The 12,847-nt window shown below is 61.4% G+C and carries 10 protein-coding genes; 3 read left to right on the top strand and 7 right to left on the bottom strand.

Going from position 1 to position 12,847, the window contains the following annotated elements:
- Positions 1 to 21 precede the first annotated feature (21 nt).
- Entirely contained in the window at positions 22 to 1,050 is a 1,029-nt protein-coding gene (locus WDU96_RS02540; protein ID WP_337336912.1) for a linear amide C-N hydrolase, read from the bottom strand.
- A gap of 216 nt (positions 1,051 to 1,266) precedes the next feature.
- Here WDU96_RS02540 and WDU96_RS02535 point away from each other — a divergent pair, with 216 nt between their 5' ends.
- The gene (locus WDU96_RS02535; protein ID WP_337336911.1) at positions 1,267 to 2,583 is read left to right on the top strand and encodes a threonine/serine exporter family protein; all 1,317 of its coding nucleotides are present in this window, start codon (positions 1,267 to 1,269) and stop codon (positions 2,581 to 2,583) included.
- Between the two features lie 18 nt (positions 2,584 to 2,601).
- Here the strand turns inward: WDU96_RS02535 and WDU96_RS02530 are convergent, their stop codons facing one another.
- Positions 2,602 to 2,853 (bottom strand): LapA family protein, encoded by a 252-nt coding sequence (locus tag WDU96_RS02530; protein WP_337336910.1) that lies wholly within the window; start codon positions 2,851 to 2,853, stop codon positions 2,602 to 2,604.
- A gap of 374 nt (positions 2,854 to 3,227) precedes the next feature.
- Here WDU96_RS02530 and WDU96_RS02525 point away from each other — a divergent pair, with 374 nt between their 5' ends.
- Together WDU96_RS02525 and WDU96_RS02520 are read left to right on the top strand one after the other, a co-directional pair.
- A complete protein-coding gene (locus WDU96_RS02525) occupies positions 3,228 to 4,271 on the top strand; it encodes an AI-2E family transporter (RefSeq protein WP_337336909.1) in 1,044 nt (347 codons plus the stop codon).
- A 25-nt stretch (positions 4,272 to 4,296) separates the two neighbouring features.
- Positions 4,297 to 6,468: an FUSC family protein gene (locus WDU96_RS02520; protein ID WP_337336908.1), complete on the top strand. Its 2,172-nt coding sequence runs from the start codon at positions 4,297 to 4,299 to the stop codon at positions 6,466 to 6,468.
- Here WDU96_RS02520 and mgtE read toward each other — a convergent pair.
- The 5 genes from mgtE to WDU96_RS02495 form a co-directional block, all read right to left on the bottom strand.
- Positions 6,465 to 7,811, bottom strand: a complete 1,347-nt coding sequence (gene mgtE / locus WDU96_RS02515) for a magnesium transporter (protein ID WP_337336907.1) — start codon at positions 7,809 to 7,811, stop codon at positions 6,465 to 6,467. The two genes, WDU96_RS02520 and mgtE, sit on opposite strands and share 4 nt — an antisense overlap.
- Positions 7,812 to 8,113: 302 nt before the next feature.
- Complete coding sequence (locus tag WDU96_RS02510) at positions 8,114 to 9,616, bottom strand: sulfatase family protein (RefSeq protein WP_337336906.1); 1,503 nt, start codon at positions 9,614 to 9,616, stop codon at positions 8,114 to 8,116.
- 94 nt (positions 9,617 to 9,710) lie between these two features.
- The gene (locus tag WDU96_RS02505; protein ID WP_337336905.1) at positions 9,711 to 10,550 is read right to left on the bottom strand and encodes a carbohydrate ABC transporter permease; all 840 of its coding nucleotides are present in this window, start codon (positions 10,548 to 10,550) and stop codon (positions 9,711 to 9,713) included.
- A complete protein-coding gene (locus tag WDU96_RS02500; RefSeq protein WP_337336904.1) occupies positions 10,534 to 11,511 on the bottom strand; it encodes a carbohydrate ABC transporter permease in 978 nt (325 codons plus the stop codon). Before WDU96_RS02500 ends, WDU96_RS02505 begins: the two co-directional genes overlap by 17 nt.
- Positions 11,508 to 12,839 (bottom strand): ABC transporter substrate-binding protein, encoded by a 1,332-nt coding sequence (locus WDU96_RS02495; protein WP_337336903.1) that lies wholly within the window; start codon positions 12,837 to 12,839, stop codon positions 11,508 to 11,510. Before WDU96_RS02495 ends, WDU96_RS02500 begins: the two co-directional genes overlap by 4 nt.
- Positions 12,840 to 12,847 lie beyond the last annotated feature (8 nt).

Here is a 12,847-nt window from a genome sequence, read left to right as displayed (position 1 = left end):
CTTCCGCGGCGCGCCACTGCATTAGTCGGACTGACCTCGGCGCTGAGCGGCCACGTGCTCGACCGCAGCCAACGTCAACAATCGCAGCGGTCCATCGTCTTTGAACTCTGCGCTCACGTTTCCTGCGATGCCGCCCTCGAGCGACATCTTGCTCGCCAGGTTGAGAACCTTCTCGGGGTTCTGCTCACCGAAGTCGAGGTCTGCCATGTCAACCCACACGATGTTCGGGCGCGTGTTCGACTCAAAGACATAGCGACGGTTGGCTAAATCTGCCACGACTTGCCAGATCGTCTGAGACGCTTCGGGCTTGCCTGGGTCAGGCACGCGGAAAGGTTGTGCGGCGTTGCGGATAACGCTGAACATGGCGGCGATGGCACCGAGCTGGTTCACGGGCTGCGCGAGCCGGCTTGAGTAGTACGCCGCACGCGCAAACCTGTCTGAGGCCAGCGTTGTTCCGGGTAGCGGCCTGTCACCCCCGAAGCCCTCGACCTGAGCGAGCAGAGTCAGCTGTTCTTCATAGCGCGGCGAGTTGGTCATCACCCGATACTCCGAGCTGTGATGCACCTCGAGCACGCCGTCAAGATATTCAAGAATCGCCGAGTCGCCAGTGGCATCATCGAGCGCGAGATGGATGGCGGGCACCTCGCCAGACGCTGGATCGGTCAGCGGCACGAGTTGCACCTTGGTCTCAGCAATCCATGCCACAGCCTCACTGACGGTGGCGAAATTGTCGAGAAAGTACTGCAACCAGACGGCCTGGCTCAACGCTGGCCGGTCTTCTTCGAAGTCGCCGTACTCTGACTCGGCGAGCCATAGTACGTGTCCGGCCAAGCCGGCCTCGTTCATTCCATCGACGGTGATCATGTCGAAGGCGGTCGCTACGACGCTGCCGAACTTCGCGGTCCAACTCAACGCGCCTCGAACTCCGTCATCCCGCCGAACACCCCGGGGCAATGTCCACAGGTTGGTTGCAAGATCGCGGTGGTAGTCCATGTTCCGCCCGACGATGACCGCTCCGGCTGCGTCTGGCCAAACTACTCGTGTACACATTGGCTGTGTCTCCCCTGCTGAAGCCGTGTGTGACGGTACTCCGTCAGCATCATCCTGGGCGCCAAAACTGTCCGTCCGACGGTCTACCGATTCAAATCACCCTCGGCATCACCCTCTGCGCACCCTTGGACTCCGGGTGTCGATGCGACCTTTGTTTCTGGCTGATCAATGGACAGACTGGCGAAGTCGACTGATCAAGCGCATCCAGGAGGAAACATGCCCGGGCTCATCGAGAGGCTCCGCGGCGCTATGAGCGTGTTGCGCACGCCCGCGCCCAGCGATGTGCCTGTTCCGGCTACGGTCGAGGTGACCGACATGCTTGGCGCTATCGGTCCGGCGTTGCTCGCCTCAACACAAGCCACCAACGATGTCGAAGAGACTTTGCAGCAATTGGCCGACGATTATGGCCGCTCCGACCTGCGTGTTTTTGTTCTACCCACGTTGGTAATGGTCGAAGACACCAGCTTCACACCCTCGCAGACCGCGATCTATCCAGCCAACCAGAGCCCGCTGCGCCTAGATCAAGCGGGAGAAGTCGAACGCGTGGTGCGCAGGGCGTTCCGTGAACGTCTTGAACCTGCCGTGGTCGCGGCCGAGATCTCGAGAATCAAGCTCGTCCTTCCGCGCTTCGGCCCCGTGCTGACTGTGCTCGGCCATACGCTGCTCACTGTCGGGTTCGGGTTGGTGCTCAACCCGACTCTGACCGCCCTGCCGGTGTATGTGATTCTCGGCGCGATCGTGGGCATCATTGTGGTCGTGGGCTCGCGCATCCAGACGCTCTCGCTCCTGCTCCCCGTCTTCACCGCCTTCGCAGTCACGCTGTTGATCTCAGTGCTGGTCAGACCGCTCGTGCACGATGACTCACTCCGGCTCGTCGCACCGTCGCTCGTGTCGTTTCTACCGGGTCTGACGCTCACGATCGCCGCCGTCGAGCTCACCTCTGGTCAGGTGATGGCGGGGGCGAGCCGCTTGGTTTACGGAATCGCTCGTCTCGGCCTGCTCGCATTCGGCGTTTACGCCGGACTTTCTGTAGCAGGCGAGCCTACGAGCACCGCCACCTCTTCTGCTCAACTCGGCGCATGGGCACCATGGGCAGGAATCATCTTGGTGAGTCTCGGCTACTACCTGTTCTCGGCCGCTCCGCGACGCTCGTTGATGTGGATCCTGTACGCGCTCGTGGTTGCCTACAGTGCGCAGCTATTGGGCAACCTTCTCGTCGGGCCAGAGCTCTCTGGCCTCATCGGAGCTGCAATTGCGGTACCCGCTATCTACCTCGCAGGACGCCTGCGTGCCTCGCCGCCGACGGCGATTATGCTGACCTGCGCATACTGGCTACTCGTGCCCGGCGCGATGGGCTTCATCGGCATCAGCGAGGCCGCATCTGGCACCTCCGGCGCAACCAACACGATTCTGCAGACGTTTGGCTCGCTCATAGCGATAGCAATCGGGATGGTGATCGGTGCGGGGCTCAGTCGTGACACCACCGCAGTCGTGCGGGCCTGGCAAGACCCGCGGCAGTCGCGCGCGCATTAATAGGTAGCCGCGCCGCAACTACTTTCGGCGCGGGCGAAACCAAGGAAACAGCGAGCCAACGATGACGCCCGCCAGCAGAACGGCAAGGAACCACCCCCATGCGGGCATCGTAAACTCCAGAAACAGAAAGTGAAGCGTCGCGGGCGCGACGTTCGAGAAGACGAACGCGAGAGCGAGTATCGCGATGATGATCGCGATCAATGCCTTGGTATTTGATGACTTCGACGCTTGATTTGCATCAGTTGCCGAGGAGCGATCGTCTGCGCTCATGGGTGCCTCCCGGTGATGGACATACCAACGCATGCCGCAATTCATGCACCGAACTTCGAGCGATATTGTCTCGCGGTGCGACGTGAGGCTAGCGCTGATATGCCGGGTGCACCGAACGTGCGGCGCTAGATTTCGCCCGTTGTTTCATTCGCGCTATCACCCTGTGCCCACCCGCTCCGAACGAACGCAGCCCGCTGTGCTGCTGGCGACGTCAAGCGGCCTATGGTGTGACGATGAACGACCTAGCGCCCACCGTTTCGAGCTCTGCCGAGGCGGCCGATAGTTCACGATCAACAGCAGATTCCGATGCTCGGAGTACACCAGGAGCCATCGGTTCCAGCTCGAGCGCAGCCTCGCCGGCAAGGTCGTTGTGGGTGATTTTGGAGTCGCCGTTCAGCGCCGGCCTCATGCTGACTATCGGCGGTTTGGCGGCATACGCGCTCGGGGCTGCGGTGTCGCAGCTGGCAACCATCCTCATCTACATCTCGTTCGCAATGTTCGCCGGATTGGGCCTCGACCCGCTGGTTCGCTTTCTCGAGAAAAGGAATGTCAATCGCGCCTGGGGCATCGTGATCGTCTACGCGTCATTCGCAATCGTCTTCGTCGGGGCAGCCTTGCTGCTTCTGCCAGCGATCGTCAAACAAGTCGTGCAATTTGTGCACGATATCCCGGGTATCGTGTCTGACTTCCGCGCGTCTGATACCTACTCCTGGCTCATCGCAAACTTTGGCGACCAGGTCAGCACAGCCGTTAAAGATGTCGAGGCTTTCCTCACCGATCCCACCCATATCGCCGCAATTGGCGGCGGCATCGTTCAAGTTGGCACGTCGATAGCGACGACACTTTCTGGTCTGATCATCGTGCTGGTGCTCAGCCTTTACTTTCTCGCGTCTCTGCCGAGCATCAAGCTGTCGTTCAACCGCCTGTTGCCAGCTCGCAACCGGGCGAAGGCTGCCGAGATGACCGAAACGATCGCTGACTCGATAGGCGGCTACCTGATCGGGATGGTTGTACTCGCATTCGCTAACTCTGTAGTAGCCCTTGCTCTGCACCTCGCACTTGGGCTTCCGTTTCCGGCGCTGATGGCCGCGCTCGCTTTCGGGATCACCCTGATTCCTCTCGTCGGCTCGGTGGTCTACTGGGTGGTCGCGACGGCGCTGGCGCTGTTCACCGGCTGGCTTCCGGCCCTCATCTTCGCGGCGGTCTACCTGGTCTACATGCAACTCGAAGCATATGTTCTGACGCCCCGAGTCATGAGACGTGCGATCTCGGTACCTGGCGCGCTCGTCGTAATCGGCGCGTTGATCGGTGGAACGTTGCTCGGCCTGCTTGGCGCGCTAGTAGCAATTCCAGTCACCGCCTCGCTGCTGCTGATCGTCAAGCAGGTCTTCGTACCTCGCCAGGACGCGAAGTTGTGATTTTGCACAGGTCACTAGGTCGATCGTGGCCGCATATCCCATGAGAGCAGCGGGAGGCTTGCAGCGCCTGCGCCTGTTCGCTGCACGACACGCTCACGATCCGGGGCGCGCACGATTGGCCACCGCGGTGGGAGTGTCGGCGGGCGTCCTGGTCAGCGCTATCGCCACATTCGCTGTGGTGCGTGCGCTCGATGCCAATACGGGACTCCTGGCCATGTCGGTGGTCCTGTCAGTGCAGGCAGGCGCCGTAGTGCAAGACAGGAGCGCTGTCGGCCGAATGATCACCGCTGCGACGCTTGTCCCGTGCGCGGCGCTCGCTGTAACACTCGCTCTCGTGCTGTCATCGTGGCGCCCTGCACAAATGGCGACATTCGTTGCACTGTCTGGCCTCACCATCTGGGTTCGTCGGTTTGGCGCTCGGGCAGCTGCGCTGGGCATGGTGGGGTTCCTGGCATACTTCTTCACCCTGTTTATGCGGCCCAGCGCCGCGGAGCTCCCCGCGTATTTCATCGTCGCCATCGTCGCGGTCGCAGCGCAGTTGGCCGTGCGTGCGTCGTTGCTGATCAGCCGGCCGCGGCACGAGCTCAACGTCCTCTTGAAAGAACTGCGGGATGCTTCGTCAGAAGCGATTCATGCGGCGATTCATGCCCGCCATCGCACGCTCGGCGTGTATCTCGCCCGCGTCGATGAGATTGGACAAGCTATCGATTCATGGCGCCTCGATCATGAGTCCGCCACGAACGTTGAAGACGAACAACAGCTGCTTGCCATGCGCGCTCTGGATGCGCGAGTAGATACCGAACAAGTCTGTTTCGCGTTGCGCAGAGCAACTTCTGAGCAAACCGCAGCGGCGCGCGTCTCACAGGCGACCGCGTGCTTGACGACCATTCTGGACGCACGCGCGAGCACTCAACGCGTCGCCGCGGCGTCGCAATCAGCTGCACGAATACTCGAGCGCACCGAGTCGGCCGATGAAGACGGCGTTCCGCTCCTGGCCGATCTTATTGCTCAGGCTGGCATCGCGCATGCTCGTCTGCGGCAAACAAAACTCCCCCAGATCGCGCGACCGGCGAGAGCTGGGTCGGCTGCTTCTAGAGATACTCTCCCTGCTGTGAAGATGACGAGGCATCGATGGACGCCCTGGCGCGAGTGGGCGCCAACTGGCCGGATGGCCATACAAGCGATGATCGCCGCGTCAATTGCCGTAGCGGCCGGAGAAGCCATCTCGGCGTCGCGGTGGTACTGGGCAGTGCTGACAGCGGTCGTCATTTTCGCTGGCACAACCACACGCAGCGGCGTGCTCACCCGCGCGTATCGACGCATCACGGGGACTGTCGTGGGCATCGGCGTGGGTGTCGCCGCAGTGTGGCTCGCGGGCGATAACAACGCCGTATTGGTCGCAATTGCGATTGTCGGGGTATTCGGCGTGCTCTATTTCGGCGCCGCCAACTACGCCCAGAAGTCATTCTTCACCACGGTCATGCTCGTATCGATGTACAAGTTGCTCGGTGTGCTCGACCAGAGCATTCTCGAAACTCGCATCGAAGAGATAATCGCAGGAGCGCTCATCGGCGTGCTCAGCGCCTACCTGATCCTCTCGTCAAGTTCGTCACCCGATCTCAAGTTGAAGATCAACGCGTACTTCGATGCACTCGATAGTGCGCTCAGGTCTGGCCAGAGAAACCTTCACGCCGCAGACGATCGCGCCGCCGTCTTGCGTTGCGTGCATGCACTTGAACGCGCGGAGGCAGATCTGAACCAAGCAGTTTCGCAAATGGCTGCAGCGTTCCTGATCTCACGGCGCGAGCGCGACAAGTCGGCGATGAGTCTCATGCTCGTTTCAACACGTTCCGTCACTCGGTTCGCGCAATCTGCGATCACGCTGAGCACTTCAGATGTCCCAAACGACGACACGCGTCGCGCCGTGAGCGCGATAGATGATGCGGTCGCAATCGTTCTTGCTAACTCCGAGCAGGCGCGCACCCACCTGGTAGGAGAGGGCAGTGCAAGCTCAGACAACTCGCCAAGCATCGGGGTGCTCGCGACAGTCAAGTCCTGGCCGTTTGCCTTCACATCCGCACAGACATCCGCGATTCTCGCCCTTGCCAGGGTCGACTGGGCGATACGCACCGCCGCCGAGCCTGCAGTCAAGCGCAGCACCCATCACGTAGCCGCTCGACACGCAGACGATCACTAGAGCTGAAGAATCCAGGTGGCCATCACGAAGTAGATGATCAGGCTGGTGGCGTCGCAGAACGTCGAGATGAAAGGTGTGCTGAACACTGCCGGATCTGCTCGCACCGCACGTGCGAGTATCGGCATGGCTCCTCCGACTGTCGCAGCGAGGGTGCAGATCGCCACCAGAGTAAGGCCAATAACCGCGCCCAGCCCGATGCCGAAGACAGCTGTGCCCAGAGTCAATCCGAGAGCCCCGAGCAGACTGCCCAGAATCAGGCCCACTCTCACTTCGCGCCACGCGACAACGAGTATGTCGCGCTTCGTCACCTCTCCGAGAGCAAGTGCCCTCGTCACGGTTGTTGCCGCCTGCGAGCCGGTATTGCCGGCCGTTCCGGTGAGCAGCGGGATGAAGAGCGCGAGCGTTGTCACCTGCTCGAGGGTGGCCTCGAAGGCGCCGAGAACTTGCACGGTCAGCAGCGCCGACACCGCAAGTACGAGGAGCCACACCACCCGAGAACGAACGATCCCCAAGACCGGGGTGGCAAGGTACGGGCGGCCGAGTGGTTCCGATGCGCCTTGCCGAGCAGCATCCTCATCTTCAGCTTGCTCGAGAATGCGCGACGCATCATCAACCGTGAGAACGCCAACGAGGCGGTCTTCGCTATCGGCCACTGGTACTGCCAACAGTCCTGCATCCACCATCTCGCGCGCCGCGAGCTCAGCGTCATCAGTGGCGTGCGCGAACTTGGGCTCGACCATCACCTCTGACACCAAGACGTCGGGGCTTCCGAGGATGAGTTCGCGGAGCCCCACCACCCCTCGCACCCGACGCTGTTCATCGGTCACCGGCAGCAGATACACCGTCTCTGCGCTACGACCGCGATGGCGCACGTGAGAGAGCGCGTCACCGAGAGTGAGATGCGGAAGCAAGCGCACGTACTCGGTGCTCATATGCCGCCCGATGCTCCCTTTCGAATAGCCCAACACCGGGGCGGTGAGTTCCCGCTCACGCGCAGAGAGCCCACTCATGAGCTTCTGCGCGACTCCGGCGGGCAGCTCATCTACCAGCTGAGCGCGGTCATCGGGGTCGAGTTGTTCGAACACGTGTGTCACGTCTTCGTCTCGAAGCCCCTGAAACAGTTCGGCCCGCATGCCCGCATTCAGAAGCTCGAACACGTCGAGTGCGCGATCACGATCGAGCAGCCGATACATCACAGCGCGGTCTGCAGCGTCTTCGCGCTCTAACAGGCGCACGACCTGATCTGCATCGTGGTCTATCAATAGTTCGCGCACCCTCGTCAACTGCCTCGCGCGCAGTGCCGTGTTGACGGAATCTGCCAGCTCTTGTTCCCACTCTCGCATGGGCGCATCATGCCAGAGTCAGATCACAGGCAGTGGTTGGCAGGCCAACCATCCTGAGCCGAAGCGGACGCCGTCACCGCCGCCGCACGCAAACAATGGTGAGACGCACGGCGCCACTGCATGGCAATGATCACTGCACGTGCTGGGCGAAGGCGTCCTACGCCGCGACGGCCTTGCTTGAGGTATAGACGCATCCGCAAACGATGGCGTCACCGCGCGATGCTGTTGCGGCAGCATCAAGCGGCACGCTTGAGCTGGCCATCGCGAAGAACGAATCGTCGATGTGCCATCAGCTCAGCCGCCTACTGCGGAGTTGGGGCGACGTCGCAGGGGAAGCCGGTCTCGGCACGATCTGTGATCTCACAAAGCACCTGATGCGCCTGCGCTGCGATGTCGGGGCGCAGCGCCCACAAGTCGGTAGTCTCGCCAGGATCAGACTCAAGGTCGTAGATCCGGCCGAACGGCGCATCAGCGGAGTAGATCGTGCCATCTTCGCGGGCACCCGCAGAAAAGCCTCGGCCTGACTCGGTGCAGAAGTTCACCTTGTACTGTTCCAGCCGCAATCCGAACACACCCCCCATGCTGTGGTGCACCACGGGCAGGCCGCGCGGTCGAGGGAGGGGACTATCGAGCCGAGCAAGGATGTCGACAGCATCTTCTGCGGCGCCCTCGGTGGGCGATAGTCCGGCTGCCGCCAGGATGGTCGGAAAGATGTCGGAGAGACAAATCAGGTCGTCACGCACCTGGCCAGCTTCCAAGGCAGCCGGCCAACGCAGGATGAGCGGCTCGCGGTGCCCGCCGTCCCAGATGTCGCCCTTCTGCCCTCGGTACGGGCCGTTGGGATGATGGTGTTCTGTGTCGCCATCCGCGGGATAGACCATCGGTGCACCGTTGTCGCTGGTGATGAGCACGATGGTGTCGTCGGCGATCCCGAGATCAGCGAGGGTGTCATCGATTTGACCCACCATCCAATCCACCAGGCACACCGAGTCGCCCCGCAGTCCGGCCTGTGACATCCCGTGGAACTGCTCGGGCGGCACACAAGGACGATGTGGTGCCGCGGTCGAAAGAAAGAGGAAGAACGGCTCCTCGTCGTTCGCCCGCTCTTTCATCCATTCCACTGCCTCCGACGTGAATCGGAGGTCTGCTTCGTCATCCCGCCAGCCATCGACCTTGAGCCCCGGATCCTGACCCTGAATGTAGATGTCCCGCGGCAAGGTGGGCAGCCCGACCGTGCGGTCCTGCGATACGAAAGCCGAGGGTGGCATATCCAACGAGCCCGCGATTCCGAAAAATCGATCGAAGCCGAGGTCACAAGGGCCCCCCTCAAAGGGCTGGGAGTAGTCGATGTCGTCGGCGGGATATTGCTCGGGGCGATGGAGCAAATCATCTTGAGCGTCGTCACCAAAGGCCGTGAGTCGGGTTCCGTCCTTGCGAGTCCAGTCCAGGCCGAGGTGCCACTTGCCGAACATGCCTGTGGCGTAGCCGCTAGCGCTCAGCTCGGAAGCGACGGTAGGACGATTGCTCTCAATAATCGCTGGAGCGTGGCTATGCAGCACGTGCTGTTTGAGCGGGCTGCGCCACGCGTAGCGCCCGGTCATGATCGAATAGCGACTGGGTGAACACACCGCCGAAGATGAATGCGCATCGGTGAATCGCACACCGTCCCGCGCCATAGCGTCCATACGCGGCGTCGGGATTGCGCTCGCGCCATAGCAACCGAGATCCCCCCAGCCCATGTCGTCGGCGAGAATGAGGACGATATTGGGCCGTGCGTTTCGCCGTGGCTCAGTGCGTTCATCCATCTTGTTCAATCCTTACTTCATCCATTCGTTCCTCGCAGACATCGCCTGTATCGGACTGGAGGACCGTCTCCCTGACTTGGCTGCGGTGCCCTGACTATTCCTTGAGCCCGCCTGATGCCATTCCCTTCGTAACGAAGCGGAAGGCGAAGATGATGATGACTAAAGCCGGAACGCCGAGCAGTACAAGCGCGGCGAAGTACTGCGACGACTCGAGAGGCGTCGGGGCGAAAGCGCTCTTGATTACTTGGACTGCCTGAGCTGCCGTAGCGAGTTCGGGTGAGCGGAGGATGAATGACGGGAAGAGGAAGTCCTGCAGTGACCACATCACGCTCAGTGCCGCAAGGTTGGCAAGTGGTCCACGCGTCAGCGGCAGTGCAACGTGCCAGAAGATGTGGAAATGATTGGCCCGGTCGATAACCGCAGCCTCGACGATTTCTTTGGGAATGTCGCCCATACGGTTGCGCAACAGCAGAACAGCAAAGGGCAGGGTCAGCACCGCTTCGGGCATTGCGACGCCTATGTACGTATTGAACATACTCAGCGTGCCGGTGATGAAGTAGACCGGCACCAGCATTGACGTGGCCGGCACGGCAAGAAAGAGGAGCACGCCGTAATACATCGGCTCCCTACCCCGGAAGTCGATCGTCGAAAAGGCATACGCTGCCAGCGCACCGATCGAACAGACGAGGAACGCGTGCATCACGGCGATGATGGCGCTGTTAAGGAACGTCTGCGGAATCGAGACCCCATTCAGATCTCGGGTGAGTACAGACCAATAGTTGCCGATTCCCCCCACCGCCACAGACAGTTGCACCGCATTGATCAGCGGCGCCAAGAAGGCGGCTGCGAACACAATGAGAAATCCATAAATCAGGATGCGATCGACCCGCCGGGTGCGGAGCGGAAGGCGATCTTCATCAACCGTGGTTGCCATGCGCGTCTATCCTCCTTCGAATGACGATCTGAATGATCGAGATGATTAGCGCGATCAGGAGCACAATGATCGCTGCGGCTGCGGCGAATCCCACTCGGTCCAAGCCGAGAGTCGCCTTATAGACGTAGGTGCCCGTGATGTCGGTACGCCCGCCTGGCTGTCCCCCGGTGGAGAAGTAGATGATGTCGAACGCGCGGAAGATACCGAGAAGCACCGAAAGGATGACGGTGATATGCGTCGACTTCAGAAGCGGCCACAGCATGATGCGGTAGATCTGCCACACCGAGGCGCCGTCCAGGGTCGCCGACTCTATGAGGGAGCCATTCACCTGAGAGACATCGGTCGTGTAGTACATGATCGGCAACCCGATCGTGAAGACGAAGAGCACCAGCACGCCGATGTATGCCGACGTTGGGTCTCCCAGCCAATCCTGCGCGAGGAACCCGAGGCCGATGGTGCGAAGTCCTTCGTTGATGGCCCCGTCGCGCGTTTCCAGCATCCGCCCGAACACTGTGGCAAATAGCGCCATCGGGATCAACGAAGGCAACAGGAAGACCGCGTAGAACCATTGCCGGGCACGCACACCTGACGCCATCATCATCGCCAAAATGAAGCCGAGCGTGAGCGCGACGAAGACGCTGAAGAGCCCGAACGCGACCGTATTGATGATCGAACGGAGGAAGGACGGGTCGGTGAGCACCAGCTCGAAATTTTGGAAGCCTACGTCGAGCGCGTTCTGAAAGGTCAGTCCTACGCGCTGCGTGCTGACGACACCCAAAACGGCGAAGCCGTAGACGAAGTAGATCGCGTAGAAGGCGAGCAGCGGAGCGAGGAACGCGATGGCGAACCACGGGCCACGCATCGGCGAGCGCCGGCCCGCGCGGCGCGGGGGCCGGCGCTCGCTGCGCCGCCCCCCGCGCTCGCCCGTGACGATCGCCCGGGTAGTGAGACTTTCTGTCACTGGTCTGAACCGTGCGGGTAGCGGCCCGAAGTCCACTCTTCTTGCATGTACGCGGCGGCCTCTTCAGCTGTCTGCTCGCCACGCAACACGTCGAGAATCGCGTTCCCCTCTACCGCATTGAGGAAGTCCTGCTGGCTGGTGCGTGGCGACGTCGGATCGCCGATGACCGCTGCTGCCGCAGCGAAGCCTTCCTGAGCTGCAGAACTCTGGAGCACGTCGTCGGGTAGCTGGTAGCCGTTCAGACTGGGAACGAGGACCAGATCTTTTGCCCACACATCAACACCGCCACCAACGACCATGAACTCGATGAAGAGGCTGGCCGCCTCGACATTGGACGACGAGGCGGGAATCGCGAGACCCCCCTCGGCCAGTGCACGAACAGCCGGCGAGCCGCCGTCGACCAGCGGAAGCGGCGCTGCGCCGACATCCTCAAGGTCAATACCGGCGGTTTCGCGGTAGTCCGCAGACAAGAGCGAGTTCTGCCACGAGCCATCGATGTAGAACGCTGCCTCGCCAGCCGCGAAGATCTCATTTGGTCGCGTTCCCGTGAGGCTCAGCACGTCGGTACTGACGATTCCGTCGTCGAAGATCGACTTGTAGGCGTTCAGTCCGTCAATCATCGCCTCCTGGTCCCAGGCACCGTCACCCCCGAAGATGTCATCCGACAGGCCGGGCGAGTTCTGCTCCGCAAAGCCGAAGAGCATTTCCTCCTGCCAGTAAGTTTCACCCTGGAAAACGACCGGGTTGACGTCGGGGAACTGCGCTTGAATGGAGTCAACCGCGCTCTTCCATTCGGCTGACGTGGTCGGAACCTCGACCCCTGCCTCCTCAAGCATCGCTGCGTTGTAGTACATGATCGGGCTGCCGATCGAGCCCATGGGCACCGAGTAGAGCACCCCATCGTCAGCGATGCCTGCTGTCTGTGCGAGCATCGACTCGTTGACATCCTGGATCCAGTCGCCCTCCCAGTCTTCGACCGGAAGCATGAAGTCCTTGACTGCGTTGGTCATGGCCGAGACCTGCACGCCGGCCACATCGATGTCTTCTCCGGCGCTCAGCGCGAGCGACAGTTGTTTGGCGTAGTCAGCGGCTTCGAACACCCGCAGGTTGACGGTGATGTTGGGATTCTCAGCCTCGAAAGCTTCGATGGCCGCGTTGAGCGTGGCCTCCGGCGGGAACCACGTCCAGTAGTTGATCGTCGCGTCCTCGCCGGTCGCCTGCTCCACCTCCTCGGCTCCGCCGACGCCGCCACTTGAGCCACATCCGGCCAGAAGAACGGCCGTGGCGAATACCGCGCCAGCCGCAAAGAGTTTCTTCCGCGTGTTCATTGCTGTTC

Source organism: Microbacterium marmarense (assembly GCF_037204165.1).
Taxonomy (GTDB): Bacteria; Actinomycetota; Actinomycetes; order Actinomycetales; family Microbacteriaceae; genus Microbacterium; species Microbacterium marmarense.
This window is presented reverse-complemented; position numbering and strand designations above follow the sequence as displayed.